This window comes from Nocardioides pacificus, assembly GCF_054775955.1.
Window position 1 is genome coordinate 144,494 of record NZ_BAAHCI010000014.1, and the last position, 17,652, is coordinate 162,145.

General features: G+C 73.2%; 15 protein-coding genes. 6 read left to right on the forward strand and 9 right to left on the reverse strand.

Annotated features, from left to right (window positions below; translation table 11 throughout):
• Nucleotides 1-60: 60 nt before the first annotated feature.
• Entirely contained in the window at nucleotides 61-3,486 is a 3,426-nt protein-coding gene (cydD, locus tag ACYU7L_RS17070; protein WP_460799104.1) for a thiol reductant ABC exporter subunit CydD, read from the forward strand.
• Here cydD and ACYU7L_RS17075 read toward each other — a convergent pair.
• From ACYU7L_RS17075 to ACYU7L_RS17105, 7 genes are read right to left on the reverse strand one after another with little or no spacing between them, the layout of a single operon-like run.
• A complete protein-coding gene (locus ACYU7L_RS17075) occupies nucleotides 3,461-5,152 on the reverse strand; it encodes a ribonuclease J (RefSeq protein ID WP_460799106.1) in 1,692 nt (563 codons plus the stop codon). The genes cydD and ACYU7L_RS17075 overlap by 26 nt on opposite strands.
• A gap of 8 nt (nucleotides 5,153-5,160) precedes the next feature.
• The gene (gene dapA / locus ACYU7L_RS17080) at nucleotides 5,161-6,063 is read right to left on the reverse strand and encodes a 4-hydroxy-tetrahydrodipicolinate synthase (protein ID WP_460799108.1); all 903 of its coding nucleotides are present in this window, start codon (nucleotides 6,061-6,063) and stop codon (nucleotides 5,161-5,163) included.
• Between the two features lie 44 nt (nucleotides 6,064-6,107).
• Complete coding sequence (locus ACYU7L_RS17085) at nucleotides 6,108-7,034, reverse strand: LLM class F420-dependent oxidoreductase (protein ID WP_460799110.1); 927 nt, start codon at nucleotides 7,032-7,034, stop codon at nucleotides 6,108-6,110.
• A 31-nt stretch (nucleotides 7,035-7,065) separates the two neighbouring features.
• Nucleotides 7,066-7,554 carry a dihydrofolate reductase gene (locus ACYU7L_RS17090; RefSeq protein WP_460799113.1) on the reverse strand — a complete coding sequence of 163 codons (489 nt, stop codon included), beginning with the start codon at nucleotides 7,552-7,554 and terminating at the stop codon, nucleotides 7,066-7,068.
• 10 nt (nucleotides 7,555-7,564) lie between these two features.
• The gene (locus ACYU7L_RS17095) at nucleotides 7,565-8,377 is read right to left on the reverse strand and encodes a thymidylate synthase (RefSeq protein WP_460799115.1); all 813 of its coding nucleotides are present in this window, start codon (nucleotides 8,375-8,377) and stop codon (nucleotides 7,565-7,567) included.
• A gap of 10 nt (nucleotides 8,378-8,387) precedes the next feature.
• On the reverse strand, nucleotides 8,388-9,188 hold the full coding sequence (locus tag ACYU7L_RS17100) for an aminoglycoside adenylyltransferase domain-containing protein (protein ID WP_460799117.1): 801 nt from the start codon (nucleotides 9,186-9,188) through the stop codon (nucleotides 8,388-8,390).
• A gap of 1 nt (nucleotide 9,189) precedes the next feature.
• Nucleotides 9,190-9,453, reverse strand: a complete 264-nt coding sequence (locus tag ACYU7L_RS17105) for a hypothetical protein (RefSeq protein WP_460799119.1) — start codon at nucleotides 9,451-9,453, stop codon at nucleotides 9,190-9,192.
• A 69-nt stretch (nucleotides 9,454-9,522) separates the two neighbouring features.
• Here ACYU7L_RS17105 and ACYU7L_RS17110 point away from each other — a divergent pair, with 69 nt between their 5' ends.
• The 3 genes from ACYU7L_RS17110 (at nucleotide 9,523) to ACYU7L_RS17120 (ending at nucleotide 12,801) form a co-directional block, all read left to right on the forward strand.
• The gene (locus tag ACYU7L_RS17110; RefSeq protein ID WP_460799121.1) at nucleotides 9,523-10,899 is read left to right on the forward strand and encodes a bifunctional adenosylcobinamide kinase/adenosylcobinamide-phosphate guanylyltransferase; all 1,377 of its coding nucleotides are present in this window, start codon (nucleotides 9,523-9,525) and stop codon (nucleotides 10,897-10,899) included.
• Nucleotides 10,896-11,684 carry an adenosylcobinamide-GDP ribazoletransferase gene (gene cobS / locus ACYU7L_RS17115; protein WP_460799123.1) on the forward strand — a complete coding sequence of 263 codons (789 nt, stop codon included), beginning with the start codon at nucleotides 10,896-10,898 and terminating at the stop codon, nucleotides 11,682-11,684. Before ACYU7L_RS17110 ends, cobS begins: the two co-directional genes overlap by 4 nt.
• Nucleotides 11,685-11,760: 76 nt before the next feature.
• Complete coding sequence (locus ACYU7L_RS17120; protein ID WP_460799125.1) at nucleotides 11,761-12,801, forward strand: peptidase associated/transthyretin-like domain-containing protein; 1,041 nt, start codon at nucleotides 11,761-11,763, stop codon at nucleotides 12,799-12,801.
• Nucleotides 12,802-13,071: 270 nt separating this feature from the next.
• Here ACYU7L_RS17120 and gcvT read toward each other — a convergent pair whose 3' ends face one another.
• Nucleotides 13,072-14,187: a glycine cleavage system aminomethyltransferase GcvT gene (gcvT, locus tag ACYU7L_RS17125; RefSeq protein ID WP_460799127.1), complete on the reverse strand. Its 1,116-nt coding sequence runs from the start codon at nucleotides 14,185-14,187 to the stop codon at nucleotides 13,072-13,074.
• Between the two features lie 42 nt (nucleotides 14,188-14,229).
• On the opposite strand from gcvT, the gene ACYU7L_RS17130 reads away from it, so the two are divergent.
• Nucleotides 14,230-15,783 (forward strand): leucyl aminopeptidase, encoded by a 1,554-nt coding sequence (locus tag ACYU7L_RS17130; RefSeq protein ID WP_460799129.1) that lies wholly within the window; start codon nucleotides 14,230-14,232, stop codon nucleotides 15,781-15,783.
• 1 nt (nucleotide 15,784) lies between these two features.
• On the opposite strand, the gene ACYU7L_RS17135 is transcribed toward ACYU7L_RS17130, so the two are convergent.
• Complete coding sequence (locus tag ACYU7L_RS17135) at nucleotides 15,785-16,057, reverse strand: hypothetical protein (RefSeq protein ID WP_460799131.1); 273 nt, start codon at nucleotides 16,055-16,057, stop codon at nucleotides 15,785-15,787.
• A 210-nt stretch (nucleotides 16,058-16,267) separates the two neighbouring features.
• Here ACYU7L_RS17135 and lpdA point away from each other — a divergent pair, with 210 nt between their 5' ends.
• Nucleotides 16,268-17,647 carry a dihydrolipoyl dehydrogenase gene (gene lpdA, locus ACYU7L_RS17140; RefSeq protein ID WP_460799133.1) on the forward strand — a complete coding sequence of 460 codons (1,380 nt, stop codon included), beginning with the start codon at nucleotides 16,268-16,270 and terminating at the stop codon, nucleotides 17,645-17,647.
• Nucleotides 17,648-17,652 lie beyond the last annotated feature (5 nt).

A 17,652-nucleotide genomic window follows, 5' to 3' on the forward strand; every position in this document is an offset into this window, starting at 1 on the left:
CGGGCGGCGCCGCCTGTCACGCTGGCCCCAGACCGGACCTCGACAGACCAGGACCGCTGCGTGAAGCCCCTCGACCCCCGTGTCCTCCCCCACCTGCGCCCCGCGCGGACCTCCCTCGCCGTCGTCGTGGTGGGCAACCTGCTCTCCGGCGTGCTGCTCGTCGCCCAGGCCTTCGCGCTCGCGATGCTCGTGACCCGCCTGGTCACCGGCCCATCCGACGGGGGCGCCGGCGTCGGCTTCGACGACTGGCGCGGGCCGGCTCTCGCGCTCGTCGCCATCACCCTGGGGCGCGGGGTGCTCGGCGCACTCGTCGACGCCGCGGCCTCCCGCGCGGCCGGGCAGGTGGCCACCCACCTGCGTCGTACCGTCCTGCGCCGCGCGCTCGACCTCGACGCGGTCACCCTCGCCGAGCACCGCACCGGCGAGCTCGGACTCCTCGCGACCCGAGGCGTCGCGGCGGTCGAGCCCTACCTCACGCGCTATCTGCCCACGCTGGTGCTCGCGGGGGTCCTGCCCGCGCTGACGGTGCTGGCCATCGCCACGCAGGACTGGCTCTCCGCGCTGGTGGTGGTCCTGACGCTGCCGCTGATCCCGGTGTTCGCGATCCTGATCGGACTGAGCACGAAGGACCGCGCCGACAAGGAGTGGCGCATCCTCAGCCAGCTCTCCGGACACTTCGTCGACGTCGTGCGCGGGCTGCCCACGCTCGTCGCGCACCGCCGGGCCCGGGCCCAGGCCCCGCGGATCCGGTCGATCACCGACCGCTACCGCCGCGCGAACGCCGACGTGCTCAAGCTCGCGTTCGCCTCCTCGGCGGCGCTGGAGCTGATCGCGACGATCTCGGTGGCGCTGGTCGCCGTACTGGTCGGTCTGCGACTGGCCGCCGACGGCATGGAGCTGCAGACCGCGTTGACCGTCCTGCTGCTGGCGCCGGAGGCCTACTGGCCGCTGCGACGCGTGGGTGCGGAGTTCCACTCCGCGGCCGAGGGCTCCGCGACGTTCGAGGCCATCCACGACCTGACCTCCGCTCCCCTGCCCGGGCGCGGCTCGGAGCCGGCGCCCTCCGGGCCGGTCCCGCTGCGCATCGACCACCTGAGCGTCCGCTGGCCCGGGCGCGAGGTCGCCGCCCTGGACGCCCTCGACGCCAACATCCCCGCTCGGGGGCTGACCGTCGTCACCGGGCCGTCGGGCTGTGGCAAGAGCACGCTGCTCGCGGCCCTCATGCAGGAGGTGCCCCTCGCCGGTGGCCTCGTCCGCGTCGGCGGCGTCGACCTCGCCACCATCGACGTCGACTCCTGGCGCTCGCGCATCGCCCACGTGTCCCAGCGCCCCTGGCTCACCGACGGCACCCTCGCCGACAACGTGCGCATCGGCCGCCCCGACGCCGACGACGCCGCGGTCCACGACGCCCTGGCCCGGGTCGACCTGCTCGACGCGGTGACGCTGCTGCCCCAGGGGGTCGACACCCCGCTCGGCGAGGACGGTGCGGGACTCTCCGCCGGCCAGCGCGCCCGCCTGGCCCTGGCCCGGGTGATCGTCTCCGAGCGGCCGTTCGTGTTCCTCGACGAGCCCACCGCCCACCTCGACGCCACCACCGAGGAGGTGCTGCTGCGCACCCTGCGCGACCTCGCCCGCGACCGCTGCGTCCTCGCCGTCGCCCACAGCCAGGCCCTCGTCGACGCCGCCGACTCCGTGGTGGCGTTGGGTGCGTCGCACGAGTCCCACGCGCCCCTGGTTTCCCCGGTCCACACACGAAACCCGCACTTCCCACGTGAAGGATCGCGTGGGAAGTGCGGGAAGCGTGAGTTGACCGGGGAAACCGACAGCCCCGACCCCGCCCCCAACCACCCCCGCGCCCGCTTCGCGCTGGCGACGCTCCTGGGCGTCCTGGCGTCCACGTCGGGGATCGCGCTGACGGCGACGGCGGGGTGGCTGATCGTGCGGGCCGCCGAGCACCCGCCGGTGCTGATGCTGATGGTGGCGATCGTGGGGGTGCGCACGTTCGGGCTCGCGCGGCCGGCGCTGCGGTACGCCGAGCGGCTGGCGTCGCACGACGTGGCGCTGCGTGAGCTCGCCGAGCGGCGGGCCAGCGTGTACGACGCGCTGGTGCCGCTCGTGCCCGGGCGGCTCGGTCGGCACCGCGGCGACCTGCTGGCCTCCGTGGTCGACGACGTGGACGCGCTGCTCGACGACCGACTGCGGGTCCGGATGCCGCTGGCCACCTGGCTGGGCGCCGGCGCCGTGACGACGCTGGTCGCCGCCTGGTTCCTGCCCGCCGCCGGACTTCTCGTCGCCGGACTGGTGCTCGTCACCGGCTCGCTGGCGTGGGCCACCGCGCGCCTCGGTACGACGCGACACGCGGCGCAGCGGATCGAGGCGCGCGCCGAGCTGTCACGACGCAGCCTCTCGCTGCTGACCAGCGCGCGCGACCTCGTGCAGTGGCAGGCGGGCGAGCGCGCGCTGACCCACGTGCAGGAGGCAGGCACGGCGCTGGCCCGCGCCACCGACCGGATCACCCGCTGGCTCGCCCTCGCCCGGATGTGGCCGATGCTGGCCGCGGGTGGCGGCGTCCTGGCGATGGCCGCGCTCGGCGGCCGCGCCTTGAACGAGGGCACCGTCTCCGGCCCGGTCGTGGCGCTGCTGGTGCTGCTCCCCCTCGCGCTGGTCGACATCCTCAGCCCCGTCGCGGACGCCGGGGCCCTGCAGGTCTCCACCCGTGCGGCCACCCGACGCCTCGCCGAGCTGACCGCCATGGACCCGGCGGTCACCGACCCCGTCACTCCCACGCCCCTGCCTGCCCGCCTCGCCCCCGAGGACGTGGCGGTCGCGCTCCACGGCGTCACCGCCGCCTGGGAGGACCGCGACGTGCTCGGTCCCGTCAGCCTCGACCTGCCCGCCGGCCGCCGGATCGGCCTGGTCGGCCCCTCTGGCTGTGGCAAGTCCACGCTGGCGGCCGTGCTGGTGCGCTTCCTGACCCCGACGGCCGGACGCCACGAGGTCGGCGGGCGCGACGTGCGGGCCCTCGCCGCCGACGACGTACGACGCGTGGTCGGCCTGCTGGACGACGACCCCTATCTGTTCGGCTCCACGCTGGTCGAGAACGTCCGCCTGGCCCGGCCCGACGCCGACGACGACCAGGTCGAGGAGGCGCTGCGGGCCGCGCGGCTCGGCGACTGGCTCGATGCTCTCCCCTCCGGTCTGCAGACCCGGCTCGGCGACGGTGGAGCCTCCGTCTCCGGCGGTGAGCGGGCCCGGATCGGGCTGGCCCGGATGCTCCTGGCCGACCACCGGGTGCTCGTGCTCGACGAGCCCACGGCCCACCTCGACACGCCGACCGCACGCGCGGTGGCGGCCGAGCTGCTCGCGGTCACCAGCGACCGCTCGGTCGTCTGGATCACGCACGGCACCGTGGGGCTGGACGAGATGGACGCGGTCCTCCGCCTCGGCGAGGACGACCGGGTCAGGACTCCACGACGACCGGGATGATCATCGGGCGGCGGTTGTGGGTGCGGCTGACCCAGCGCCCCACGACGCGTCGTACGGTCTGCTGCAGCTGGTAGGAGTCGGTAGCGCCCTCGGCGACCGCACGGTCGAGGGCGTCGACGATCGGCTGCTTGATCTCGTCGAAGGTCGAGTCGTCCTCGGCGAAGCCGCGGGCGTGGATCTCGGGCCCGGCGGCCACCTTGCCGGTGACCGAGTCGACGACCACGATCACCGAGATGAAGCCCTCCTCGCCGAGGATCCGGCGGTCCTTGAGCGAGGACTCGGTGACGCCGCCGATGTTGGCGCCGTCGACGAAGACATAGCCGCACTCGACCTTGCCCGCGATCGAGGCGACCCCGTCGACCAGGTCGACGACCACCCCGTCCTCGGCGATCACCACGCGCTCGGGCGGCACGCCGGTGGCCCGCGCCAGCGCCGCGTTGGCCTGCATGTGCCGGATCTCGCCGTGCACCGGCAGCACGTTGCGCGGCCTGACGATGTTGTAGCAGTAGAGCAGCTCACCGGCGCTCGCGTGGCCGCTGACGTGCACCAGGGCGTTGCCCTTGTGCACCACGCGGGCGCCCCAGCGCGACAGGCCGTTGATCACCCGGTAGACGGCGTTCTCGTTGCCCGGGATCAGCGAGCTCGCGAGGATGACGGTGTCGCCCTCCTCGAGGTGCACGAAGTGGTGGTTGCGCTGCGCGATCCGGCTCAGCGCCGACAGCGGCTCGCCCTGGGACCCGGTCGAGATCAGCACCTGGCGCTCCGGGGCGAGCTGGGCCAGCTCCTTGGCGTCGACCAGCACCCCGGGCGGCACGTGGAGATAGCCGCGCTCGGTGGCGATCGCCATGTTGCGCACCATCGAGCGCCCGACATAGGCGACCTTGCGCCCGTGCGCGACCGCCGCGTCGAGCACCTGCTGGACCCGGTGCACGTGGGAGGCGAAGCAGGCCACGATGATCCGCTGCGTGCTCTGGTGGAACGTCCGGTCCAGGACCGGGCTGATCTCCTGCTCCGAGGTCGTGAAGCCGGGCACCTCGGCGTTGGTCGAGTCGGTGAGGAAGAGGTCGACCCCCTCCTCCCCCAGCCGCGCGAACGCGCGCAGGTCGGTGATCCGCCCGTCGAGCGGCAGCTGGTCCATCTTGAAGTCGCCGGTGTGCAGCACCATCCCGGCGCCGGTGCGGATCGCGACCGCCAGCGCGTCGGGGATGGAGTGGTTGACCGCGACGAACTCCAGGTCGAACGGGCCGAACGCGATCCGGTCGCCCTCGCGCACGACGTGGTGCACGGTCTCGCGCAGCCGGTGCTCGCGCAGCTTGGAGCCGAGCAGCGCGAGCGTCAGCTCAGAGCCGACCAGCGGGATGTCACCGCGCTCGCGCAGGAGGTACGGCGTGGCGCCGATGTGGTCCTCGTGGCCGTGGGTGAGGACCAGCGCCTCCACCCGGTCGAGCCGGTCCCGGATCGCCGCGAAGTCGGGCAGGATCAGGTCCACGCCCGGGTGGTGGTCCTCGGGGAAGAGCACCCCGCAGTCGACGATCAGCAGCCGGTCGTCGTACTCGAAGACCGTCATGTTGCGTCCGACCTCGCCCAGGCCGCCGAGCGGGATCACCCGCAGACCTCCCGGGGCGAGGGGCTCAGGCGCGGTCAGCTCCGGGTGCGGGTGGCTCATGGGACTCCTCAGTCGATCAGGCCCGATGCGGCGAGCCCGGCGCGCAGCGCGGCGACCTCGTCGTCGTCGAGGGCGACCAGCGGGCTGCGCACGTTGCGGTTGTCCAGCACCCCGAGCAGCTGCATCGTCGCCTTGGCCGTGGTCGCGCCGTAGTTGGGCACGCCCATCACCGCGTCGATGGCCGGGAGCAGACGGGTGTGGATCGCGAGCGCTCCGGCCGGGTCGCCTGCGCGGAACGCCTCCGACATCGCCTTGAGCTCCTTGCCGGCCGCGTGCCCGACGACCGAGACCAGCCCGGCCGCGCCGTGCGCGAGCCAGCTCAGGTTGGCGATGTCGTCGCCGGAGTAGACGGCGTAGCCGAGCTGGGTGAGGCGCACCCCGCGGGCGAAATCGCCGACGGCGTCCTTGACCGCGACGACGTTCTCGAGCTTGATCGCGGCCTCGTAGGTCTCCAGCGCGATCGTGGTCCCGGTGCGACCCGGCACGTCGTAGAGCATCACCGGCACGTCGGCGGACTCCACGACCTGGGTGAAGTGGTGCAGCACGCCCTTCTGCGAGGGCTTGTTGTAGTAGGGCGTGACCAGCAGCAGCCCGTCGGCCCCGGCCTTCTCGGCCTGCTGGGCCAGCTCGACGGAGTGGACGGTCGTGTTGGTGCCGACGCCGGCCACGATCGTGGCGCGCTCACCGACGGCGCTCTTGACCGCGCGCAGGATCTCGCCGTCCTCGGGCACGGTGGTCGTGGGCGACTCGCCCGTGGTGCCGGACACCACGAGGCCGTCGTGGCCGTTGTCGACGAGGTACGACGCGATGCGGGCGGTCGCGTCCAGGTCGACGGAGCCGTCGTCGTGGAAGGCGGTCGCCATCGCGGTCAGCACACGGCCGAACGGCGCCTCGGGGGCGTGGGAGCTCATAGGGGCAACATTATCGGGCGGAGCCGACAATCCTGACCATCGCCTCACACGTGCGGCATCACCTGCTCGGCCACCAGCGCGAGGTGGTCGAGGTCGGAGAGGTCCAGCACCTGCAGGTAGACGCGCTGCGCGCCGAGCTCGCGGTAGCGACCGATCTTGTCCACGACCTCGGCGGGGGTGCCGGCCAGGCCGTTCTCCCGCAGCTCCGCCTTGTCCCGGCCGATCGCCTGGGCACGTCGGTCGATCTCGGCCTCGTCGGCGCCGCAGCAGAGCACGAGCGCGTTCGACCAGACCAGGTCAGCGGGGTCGCGATCGGCGCTCTCGCAGGCCGCGCGCACGCGGCCGAACTGCTCGGTGGTCACCTCCTCGGAGACGAACGGGAGGTTGAACTCGTCGGCGTAGCGGGCCGCGAGCGCCGGCGTACGCCGCTTGCCGAGGCCGCCGATGAGGATCGGCGGACCCGACGGGCGGGTCGCCTTCGGCAGCGCGGGGCTGTCGGTGAGCTGGTAGTGCTCCCCGGTGTGGCTGAACGTCTCCCCCACCGGCGTGCGCCACAGGCCCGTGACGATCGCGAGCTGCTCCTCGAAGCGGTCGAAGCGCTCCCCGGTGTCAGGGAACGGGATGCCGTAGGCGCTGTGCTCCTGGGTGAACCAGCCGGCGCCGAGCCCCAGCTCGACGCGGCCGCCGCTCATCTGGTCGACCTGCGCCACCTGGATGGCCAGCGGGCCGGGGTAGCGGAACGTCGCCGACGTCATCAGCGTGCCGAGCCGGATCGTGCTGGTCTCCCGCGCGATGCCGGCCAGCGTCGTCCACGCGTCGGTCGGCCCGGGCAGCCCGTCGCCGCCCATCGCGAGGTAGTGGTCGGAGCGGAAGAACGCTCCGTAGCCGAGTCGCTCGGCCTCCTGGGCGACCCTGAGGAGGTCGTCGTAGGTGGCGCCCTGCTGGGGTTCGGTGAAGATGCGCAGCTCCATGCCCACACCCTGCCATCCCCGCGGTTGCTCGCTAGCCGCGGCGCTCCAGCCAGACCACGCGATAGCCCTCACGCTGCTCGCTGCGGGTCTCGGTCCACTGGCTCTCGTCGTACGGCGGGTAGAGCGTGTCGCCCTGCGGGGACAGCGGGACCCGCGTGAGCACCTGCTCGTCGGCGATCGGCATCGTCGCCGCATAGATCTGGGCGCCGCCGGCGACCATCACGTCCCCGTCGTACGACGCGGCGAGCGCGAGCGCCTCGTCGACCGAGTGGGCCACGACGACCCCCTCGTGGGACCACTCCGGGTCGCGGGTGACGACGATCGTCGTGCGTCCGGGCAGCGGCCGGCCGATGGAGTCGAAGGTCGCCCGACCCATCAGCAGCACGTGGCCCAGCGTGGTGGCCTTGAAGTGGGCCATCTCCCCGGGGATCCGCCACGGGATGTCGCCGGCGTTGCCGATCACGCCGTTCTCGGCGACCGCGACGACGTGGACGACGCGCTTGCCGGCTGCCGTGGTCATGAGGGGCTGGTCATACGGCGATCGGCGCCTTGATCAGCGGGTGCGGGTCGTAGCCCTCGAGGGCGATGTGCTCGAGCTCGAACTCGTCCAGCGCGGTCACCGACGGGTCCAGGCGCAGGGTCGGCAGCAGGCGTGGCTCGCGGGTCAGCTGGAGCCGGGCCTGGTCGAAGTGGTTGAGGTAGAGGTGCGCGTCGCCGAAGGTGTGCACGAAGTCGCCGACCCGCAGTCCGGTGACCTGGGCGACCATGTGCGTCAGCAGCGCGTAGGAGGCGATGTTGAACGGCACGCCGAGGAACACGTCGGCGCTGCGCTGGTAGAGCTGGCAGCTCAGCCGGCCCGGCCCGCCGTCGGCCGAGGGCGCGACGTAGAACTGGAACATCGTGTGGCACGGCGCGAGCGCCATCTTGTCGATGTCGGCGACGTTCCACGCGCTGACGATGTGGCGCCGGGAGTCGGGGTCGCGACGGATCTGCTCGACCACCTGCGCGAGCTGGTCGATGTGCCGCCCGTCGGGGGCCGGCCACGAGCGCCACTGGTGACCGTAGATCGGACCCAGGTCGCCGTCCTCGCCGGCCCACTCGTCCCAGATCGTGACGCCGCGCTCCTGCAGCCAGGCCACGTTGGTGTCACCGCGCAGGAACCACAGCAGCTCGGCGAAGATGCTGCGCGTGTGCACCTTCTTGGTGGTCACCAGCGGGAAGCCGGCGGCCAGGTCGAAGCGCATCTGGTGGCCGAACACGCTCAGCGTGCCGGTGCCGGTGCGATCGCCCTTCTCCACGCCGTCGTCGAGGATGCGCTGGAGGAGGTCGAGGTAGGGCTGCACGAGGGTGAGCCTAACGCCGTCCGGCGACTCCCTGCTCGACCACGTACGTCGTGAACGCAGCCGTGTCGCGCCCGCGAGCGCACGGGTCGTCGGCGAACTCGTCGGGCCCGCCCTCGCGCACCCGCAGCGCCTCGCGCAGCACCCGGGAGAACTGCTCGGGATAGAAGCCCAGCCCCCAGCGCCCGGCGCCGGACTTGGTCGTCAGCTCGCCCGTGACGAGCAGGTGGTGCAGCCGGGCGACCCCGAGCACGCACCAGCAGCAGGCGTCCTCGCGGGCGCCCTCAGCAGGCTGGGCGGCGAGCGCCGCGGCGGTGGCGCGCCAGTAGGTGTCGAGGTTGTCGCGCGTGAAGGCCTCGAGCGCCGCGGGGTCTGTCCGGATCCCGAGCGTCGCCACGTCCGGACCGCGCACGGTGACGCCGCGCTCGGCCAGCTCGTGCCAGGTCACCGGGTTGACGTCGTGGGTGGCCTCGGCCTCGAAGTGGTGGTGCAGCACGCACGGCACGTCCGGACACTGCGCCGGGGGCCGGGTGAGGTCGTCGGCCAGCAGGTGCAGACCGTCGAAGGGGACGCCGGGCAGGTCGTCCGCCAGCGACGCGTGCGAGTCCTCGAGCGCGTCCACGTCCGCGTCGCCGGGGCGGCGGCTCAGCGTCGCGACGAAGTCGACGTCGCTGCGTCCCTCCACCCACTCGCCGAACGCCAGCCCGCCGCGCAGGTAGAGCCCCTCGACCAAACCAGGCGCCCGAGCGTCGATGGCGGCGAGCCAGCCGTCGCAGACCCCTCGGACCGGCGCCGGCAGGTCGGCCGGCTGCACGTCAGGAGGCGTGCAGCGACATCGGGCCGTAGACCATCCGGTCGAGCTCGAAGAGCGTCACCGCGTCGACGCCGTGCTCGGCGAGGTCGGCCCAGATCTCACCGACCCACGACTCCGCGTCTCCCTGGCTCTCGAAGCGGGCACCGGCCAGCTCGTCGGGGACGGGGACCTCGTCGCCGGCGGCGTTCTCCATCCGCCACCACCAGGGCTGCTCCGCGGGGGCGGGCTGACGGAAGGTCGGGGGCTGCTCGGGAAGGTTCACCATGGCCCGAGCATAGGGCGGCCCGAGCACAGGGCGGCCCGGGGACAGTGCCGGCGAGCATAAGGTTCACGGGTGACCGTCCGCCTCCTGGGCACGGGCGCAGCCGACGGCTGGCCCAACCCCTTCTGCACCTGCGCCTCCTGCACCGCCGAGCGCGTGTCCGGTCGCACCCGCGCGCAGACCGCCGCGCTCGTCGACGACGTGCTGCTGATCGACTGCGGACCCGAGACCCCCTCGGCGGCCACCCGGCACGGCGTCGCGCTGGACCGGCTCCGGTTCGTGCTCTTCACCCATCAGCACACCGACCACTGCTCCCCGGCCTTCCTGCTGCACCGCTCCTGGGTGCACGACGGCCCGCTGACCGTCGTCGGCCCGCCGGACGTCATCGAGGCCTGCCGCCCCTGGCTGGCCGACGACACCGAGGTGCGCTTCGTGGCGGTCGCACCGGGCGACACCCTCGACCTGGACGGGTACGACGTGCGCGTGCTGGCGTCGTCCCACGTCACCGGGCTGGGCCGCGACGGGGCGCCGGACGCGGTGCTCTACGCCGTGCGCACGCCCTCGGGACGCAGCCTGCTGCACGCCACCGACACCGGACCGCTGCCCGAGGAGACCGTGGAGGCGCTGCGCGACGCCGCCCTCGAGACGGTCCTGATGGAGCAGACCTTCGGCGACCGCACCGACCTCTCCGGCACCGGCCACCTCGACCTCACGACGTTCCCCGAACAGCTGCGGCGGCTGCGCGAGGTCGGCGCGACCACGACGGCGACCGAGGTCGTGGCCGTGCACCTGTCCCACCACAACCCTCCGACGCCCGAGCTGGCCCGTCGTCTCGCCGACTGGGGGGTGCGGGTCGTCGACGACGGCACGCTGCTCGACCCGGTGACCCGCGCGGCGCCCGACCATCTCGGTCCCCTGCGGACGCTGGTGACCGGCGGCGCCCGCTCCGGCAAGTCCCAGGAGGCCGAGCGCCTGCTGGCCGGCTCGGCGCAGGTGCTCTACGTCGCGACGTCCTACCCGGTGCGCCACGACGGGGACGCGGAGTGGGCCGAGCGGGTCCGCCTGCACCGGGAGCGCCGCCCCGCCCACTGGGAGACCGTGGAGACCCTCGACCTGGCCGGACTGCTGCGCACGCCCGGCGCGCCGCTGCTCGTCGACTGCCTGACCCTGTGGCTCACCCGGGTGATGGACGCGCACGACGCATGGTCGGACGACGCCTGGCCGAGCGCCGAGAAGGCCGTGCTCGCCGAGGTCGACGAGCTCGTCGACGCCTGGCGGAGCACGGCGCGGCGCGTGGTCGCGGTCACCAACGAGGTCGGGCAGGGCGTGGTGCCCGACACCGCTGCCGGGCGGCGCTTCCGGGACCTGATGGGGATCCTCAACGCCCGCGTCGCCGCCGCCACCGAGGACGTGCGCTGGTGCGTCGCGGGCCGGGTCGTGCACCTGTGAGCCGTGACCCGCTCTGGCTCGCCCTCGGGACGCTGACCGCGCTGCCGGTCCCTCCGCCGGGCCGTGTCGACCGCCGTACCGCAGGGCGCGCGATGGCGCTCGCCCCGCTCGCCGGAGTGGTGCTCGGCGTCTTCGTCGTCCTCCCCCTGCTCGCCCTGGAGTGGTGGGGCGAGGCCTCGCCCCTGCTGATGGCCGCCCTGGTCGTGGGCGCGCTCGCCCTCCTCACCAGGGGGATGCACCTCGACGGCCTGGCCGACACCGCCGACGGGCTGGGCAGCGGACGGCGCGGCGAGGACGCGCTGGCGATCATGAAGCGCTCGGACATCGGCCCGTTCGGCGTCGCGACGCTCGTGCTCACCCTGCTCGTGCAGGTGGCGGCGCTCAGCGAGCTCTCCTGGTCGGGCGCGGGGCCGGCCGCCGTGGCGGTGGCGCTGCTGGCGAGCCGGGCCGTGCTGCCCGTGCTGTGCACGGCCCGGTTCGTCTCCGCACGTCCCGACGGGCTGGGCGCGACCGTCGCCGGCACCGTGTCGGCGCGGCTCGCCCTCACCTCGACTCTGCTCGCGGCTCTCCTGGCCGTGCTGAGCGTTGCGCTCCTGCAGCCGGAGGTCCCGCCCGGCGGACTGTTCGTGGCCCTGGCCGTGGCCGCGGTGGCCGGGCCGGTGGCCGGCGTGCTGCTGGCCGTCCACGCCGGCCGGCGGTTCGGGGGTGTGACCGGGGACGTCTACGGCGCGGCGGTGGAGACCGGGTTCACGGCCTGTCTGATGGTCGCCGCCATCGGCTGCTGAGCCCTGTCCGACCACTTCGTGAACACTGTTCTCGTTCGGGGCGTACGATGCCGCCATCCGACCTGTGGGGGCTCCCGTGTTCCGTCTGCGCCATCTCCGTGTGCTCGCGCTCTCGTCCTGCGCAGCGCTCCTCCTGGGCGCCCTCGCCCCGGCGGCACACGCCCATCCCGACGAGGCCGTCGACGCCCCTGCCGCGGAACTCAGCGGCACCGTGCGCGCCGCCGCGGACGACCGGCCCTTGGCGCGCGTCGAGGTGCGCGTGTCCGGGGCGCACACGCTCACCGACGCTGCCGGGCGCTGGGCCCTCGACGTGCCCGACGGCACCCACGTGGTGCAGGTCGCCCCCGATCCAGGGCCTGTCGCAGGGCCGGTGGAGTGGTTCCCGGAGTACTACCCGGACGCGGACAGCCCGGAGCAGGCCATCGCCGTCACCGTCCGCGACGGCGCGCCGGTCGAGGGCCTCGACGTCGCGCTCGATCCGGCCGGGCGGATCTCCGGCGAGGTGAACGGCGGCTGGCCCCCGAACGCACCGCCGCGGGCACCCCGCACCGACCTCGCGCCCGGTTGGGAGCTCTACACGCCCCAGGGCTCCTTGGCGCAGGTCCACCCGTCTCCCGGGGCCGGCTCGAACGACTTCTCGCTCCTGGTCCGCCCCGGCACCTACAGGCTGCTGATGAGCGGCACGACAACGGACGGTCGGGCACGGCGCTACCTCCCCCAGTGGTACTCCGCGGACGACTACGGCACCGACACGATCGAGTCGGCCGCCACGATCACGGTCGCCGCAGGCGAGGCTGTCGAGGGGGTCGACACCGAGGTCGCCTACGGGCTGTGGCCGGTGAACGCGACCTATCCCCAGGTGCTGGGCACCCAGCGCGTCGGTCAGCGGGTGCGGGTGACCCGCGGGGAGTACAACCTGACGACCGACATCCGCCACGTCTATCTCTGGCAGCGCGACGGCCGGACGGTCGGCACCCGGCCCACCTACCGGCTGCGCCGGGCCGATGTCGGCGGTGACCTGACCGTCACCGTGAGCGTGAGCACCCGGGGCCACGCCATGTCCAGCACCCAGGGTGTGACGGCGCAACAGCGCCAGCGTCGGGCCCGCCGCCGCTGACGCTCGCACCGGCGCCCTTGTCGTCGCGGCGTTCGTGTCGCGAGGGTCCGGGGGGCTGCTGGTTTCCCCGGCCGACCGGGGAAAGCGACAACGTCGGCCCGGACTCGTCGTACACCCGTGCGCACCGACTGACGAGCGGGACCGGCGGGACTGAAGTGGTTGTCGAGCAAGGTGAGTTAGTGCGCCCTGTCAATCACTGACGTTGTCGGGCGAAGTTTCGCCGGACAACGTCAGCTTTCCCCGGTCGACCGGGGAAAGCGACACCCCCCCTCAGCGCACGTGCGACTCCACGAACGGCAGCTCCACCAGCTGGAAGATCTCGCGGCGCCCGCGGATGTCGACGCCGAGCTGGGCGTCGGGGGCGACCATCGTGGGGACCAGCGCCAGGCCGATGCCGGTGCGCAGGGTCGGCGAGAAGGTGCCGGAGGTGATCTCGCACAGGGGCACGTCCTTGAGCAGACTCACCGACATCCCCGGTCGGGGGATGCCGCGGCCGACGGCGAGCAGGCCGCGCAGCAGACGCTCGGGGCCGCGCTCCTTCTCGGCGATCAGCGCGTCGCGGCCCCAGAACTCCGGCTTCTTCCAGCCGACGGCGAACCCGAGGCGGGCCTGGACGGGGGTGACGTCGATGCTGATGTCCTGCCCGTGCAGCGGATAGCCCATCTCCGTGCGCAGCGTGTCACGCGCTCCCAGCCCGCACGGCACGACGCCGAGGCTCTCCCCCGCCGAGAGCAGCGCGTCCCACAGGTCGACGGCGACGTCGTTGCCCGCGATCAGCTCATAGCCCCGCTCGCCGGTGTAGCCGGTGCGGCAGACCACGACGCCGCTGCCGGCGTAGTCGGCGACCGTGAACGACATGTAGTCGTGGCCCACAGGCAGGCCCACCGCGGCGAGCAGGGCGTCGGCCTCGGGCCCCTGGATCGCCAGCACCGCGTAGTCCCGGTGGTGGTCGGTGACGCTCACCCCCTCGGGCGCCTCCGCGACCAGCCGACGCACGACCTCGGCGGTGTTGGCGGCGTTGGGGACCAGCAGCACCTTCTCGTCGGAGTGCAGGTAGACGATCAGGTCGTCCACGATGCCGCCGGTCGCGGGGTCGCAGCACAGCGTGTACTGCGCCTGCCCCGGCTCGATCCGACCGAGGTCGTTGCTCAGCGTCCGGTTGACGTACGCCGCGGCGCCGGGGCCGCTGACCATCGCCTTGCCGAGGTGGCTGACGTCGAAGATGCCGACCGCGTCGCGCACGGCGGCGTGCTCCTTGAGCGTCCCGGTGGCGTATTCCAGCGGCATCTCCCAGCCGCCGAACTCCGCCAGCTTCGCCCCGAGGGCGACGTGTCGCTCGTGCAGCGGGGAGGTGAGGAGCGACGGCGGGTTCGTGTGCTCAGCCATGGCCGCAACCTACCCCAGCGAGCCGCTCGTTATCCTGCCTCGGTGACGTCCTACAACCTGCGCAGTGCCAGCCCCGCCAAGACCCGTGCCGACGCCGTGGTGGCGGGGGTGGTGCAGACCGCGAAGGGGCCGCGGCTCGTTCCCGCCGCTCAGGACGTCGCCGACGCCTACGGCCGCAAGCTGCGCCCCCTGCTTGCCACCCTCGGCGTGACCGGCAAGGCCGGCGAGGCGGTCAAGGTCGTGACGGCCGGGATCATCGCCTCGCCGCTGCTGGTGCTCGTCGGCCTCGGCCAGGAGGATGCCCTCGACCCCGTCGCCGTACGACGCGCGGCGGGCGCCGCCGCCCGCGCCGTACCCAACGCCGCCTCGGTCGCCCTCGCACTGCCCGCCGACTCCCCCGAGCTGGTCCGCGCGGTCACGGAGGGACACCTGCTCGGCGCCTACACGTTCACCACCTACAAGCAGGACACCGCGGCCGACCCGAGCGACGCCGGGACCGTGGTGGTGCTGAGCCCCATCGCCCGCCGTGACGAGGCGAGCGAGGCGTTCGAGGCCGCGCAGAAGGTCGCTGCCGCCGTCGCCGGCGTGCGCGACTGGGTCAACACCCCGCCCGGGGACCTCACTCCCCCGAAGTTCGCCGACGCCGTCGCCGAGGCCCACGCCACGCTGACCAAGGGCCGCGGCGCCCCCAAGGTGGGCCTGACCGTCCTGGACGAGGAGCGTCTCGCCGAGCTCGGCTGCGGCGGCATCCTCGGTGTCGGCGGCGGATCTGACGCCCCGCCGCGCCTGGTCGAGCTGACCTGGGAGCCGAAGGACGCCGTCGCCCACGTGGCGCTGGTGGGCAAGGGGATCACCTTCGACTCCGGCGGGCTGACGATCAAGCCCGGCTCCAGCATGGCGACGATGAAGAGCGACATGGCCGGCGCCGCCTCGGTCATCCAGGCGACGTTCGCGATCGCGGCGCTGGGTCTGCCCGTGCGTGTCTCGGCGTTCGCGCCGATGGCCGAGAACATGGTCTCCGGCGACTCGATGCGCCCCGGCGACGTCCTCACGATGTACGGCGGGCGGACCGTCGAGGTCACCAACACCGACGCCGAGGGCCGCCTCGTGCTGGCCGACGCGCTGGGCCGGGCAGGAGAGGTCGAGCCCGACGTCATCATCGACATCGCCACCCTCACCGGCCACATGGTGCTGGCCCTCGGCGACAAGGTCGCCGGAGTGCTGGGCGACGACGACGTCGTCGCGGCGGTGGTCGACGCGGGCGAGCGGGCCGGCGAGGCGATGTGGCCGATGCCGATCCCCGAGGAAATGAGCGAGCGGATCCGCAGCAGCAAGGTCGCGGACCTCGCCCAGCACGACTGGGTGCGCTGGGGAGGCGGGCTCTTCGCCGGCGCGTTCCTGCGCGAGTTCACCGGCGGCCTGCCGTGGGCCCACATCGACATCGCCGGCCCGTCCTGGAACGGCGGCGGCGCCTGGGGCCACGTGACCGCGGGCGGCACCGGCTTCGGCACCGCCACGCTCGTCGACTACGTGCGCTCGCTGGCCGAGGCCGAGGCCGGGGACCAGGACGAGGACCAGGACCAGGCCGGGGCCTGAGTCAGCGGTTCTTCTGGCGCCGGTTGTAGTCGCGCATCCGCTGCGGGATGCCGACGACGGCCGCGTCGTACGACGGGACCTGGTGCAGGTTCGCGAACTCGTGGGCCCACTTCACCGACGGCACCCGACGGCGCGTCCACTCCCCGTCGTGGGCCACCAGGAGCAGTGTCACATCGCTGACCGCGGTGCGCGGCTCGACGAAGCCCTCCACTCCACGGTGCTGCTTGACGAACTCGAGCAGGTGCACCTGGTCGGCGTTGTCCGACGCGCGCACGGTGGTCGACCCCGTGCGTGTCGCATCGGCAGCCGGACGACGCATGCGAGGGCGCGAGCCACGAAGTCGATCGAACAAACCCATGCCCCCAGTCTGCCCTGTCGCGCCAGAGACCCGGTGTGGAAAGACTGGGTGGAAGTGCAAAGATGGACCGCACTTCGACCAGGCACGACTTCACGTGCCCGAGATCTGGGGGAGGAAAGGACCACGGTGGCCGACGCCGACTTCGACGTACTCATCCTGGGAGCGGGCTCCGGCGGTTATGCCTGCGCCCTCCGCGCGGCGCAGCTGGGTCTCAGCGTCGGGCTGGTCGAGAAGAGCAAGGTCGGTGGCACCTGCCTGCACATCGGCTGCATCCCCACCAAGGCCCTCCTGCACGCCGCTGAGGTCGCCGACTCCGCGAGGGAGGCCGACCAGTTCGGCGTCCGCGCGACGCTGGACGGCATCGACATGGCCGGTGTGAACTCCTACAAGGACGGGGTCGTCGGACGGCTCTTCAAGGGCCTCACCGGCCTGGTCCGCTCGCGCGGCATCACGGTCATCGAGGGCGAGGGCCGGCTCACCGGTCAGCGCGAGGTCACCGTGGACGGCAAGGCCTGGACCGGCCGCCACGTGGTGCTGGCCTCCGGTTCGCGCTCCAAGAGCCTGCCCGGTCTCGACGTCGACGGCGAGCGGGTCCTCACCTCCGACCACGCGCTGTCGCTCGACCGGGTCCCCGGCTCGGTCATCGTGCTGGGCGGCGGGGTCATCGGCTGCGAGTTCGCCAGCGTCTGGCGCAGCTTCGGCGCCGAGGTGACGATCGTCGAGGCACTCCCCCGGCTGGTGGCCGCCGAGGACGAGGCGTCGTCGAAGGCCCTGGAGCGCGCGTTCCGCAAGCGCGGCATCACGATGCGCACCGGCACGCCGTTCCAGAGCTGCGAGCACACCGACTCCGGGGTCGCGGTCACCCTCGAGGGCGGCGACGTCCTGGAGGCCGACCTGCTGCTGGTCGCGGTGGGTCGCGGCCCGGTCACCGAGGGGCTCGGGTACGACGAGCAGGGCGTCGCCATGGACCGCGGGTTCGTGCTCGTCGACGACCGCTGCCGCACAGGCGTCGAGGGCGTCTTCGCCGTCGGCGACATCGTCCCCGGGCTGCAGCTGGCCCACCGCGGCTTCGCCCAGGGGATCCTCGTCGCCGAGGAGATCGCCGGGCTCTCCCCGCGCCCGCTCGACGAGGCCGGCATCCCCCGCGTCACCTACTCGCGTCCCGAGATCGCGTCGGTCGGCCTGACCGAGGCTGCCGCGCGCTCGACGTACGGCGAGGAGGCGGTGGAGACGCTCACCTACGACCTCGGGGGCAACGGCAAGAGCCAGATCCTCAAGACCCAGGGGTTCGTCAAGCTGGTCCGCGAGAAGGACGGCCCCATCGTGGGCATCCATCTCGTCGGGGACCGGGTCGGCGAGCTCATCGGGGAGGCCCAGCTGATCTATGGCTGGGAGGCCCACGCCGAGGACGTCGCCTCGATGCTGCACGCCCACCCGACCCAGAACGAAGCTCTCGGCGAGGCCCACCTCGCCCTCGCCGGGAAGCCGCTGCACGCCCACTCCTGACATCC

What these genes read in the sequence shown, in the direction of transcription:
- dapA (WP_460799108.1), bottom strand. Translation starts at nt 6,063, where the DNA reads ATGAGCTCCCACGCCCCCGAGGCGCCGTTCGGCCGTGTGCTGACCGCG.
- gcvT (WP_460799127.1), bottom strand. Translation starts at nt 14,187, where the DNA reads ATGGCTGAGCACACGAACCCGCCGTCGCTCCTCACCTCCCCGCTGCAC.
- ACYU7L_RS17105 (WP_460799119.1), bottom strand. Translation starts at nt 9,453, where the DNA reads ATGGTGAACCTTCCCGAGCAGCCCCCGACCTTCCGTCAGCCCGCCCCC.
- ACYU7L_RS17075 (WP_460799106.1), bottom strand. Translation starts at nt 5,152, where the DNA reads ATGAGCCACCCGCACCCGGAGCTGACCGCGCCTGAGCCCCTCGCCCCG.
- ACYU7L_RS17090 (WP_460799113.1), bottom strand. Translation starts at nt 7,554, where the DNA reads ATGACCACGGCAGCCGGCAAGCGCGTCGTCCACGTCGTCGCGGTCGCC.
- ACYU7L_RS17085 (WP_460799110.1), bottom strand. Translation starts at nt 7,034, where the DNA reads ATGGAGCTGCGCATCTTCACCGAACCCCAGCAGGGCGCCACCTACGAC.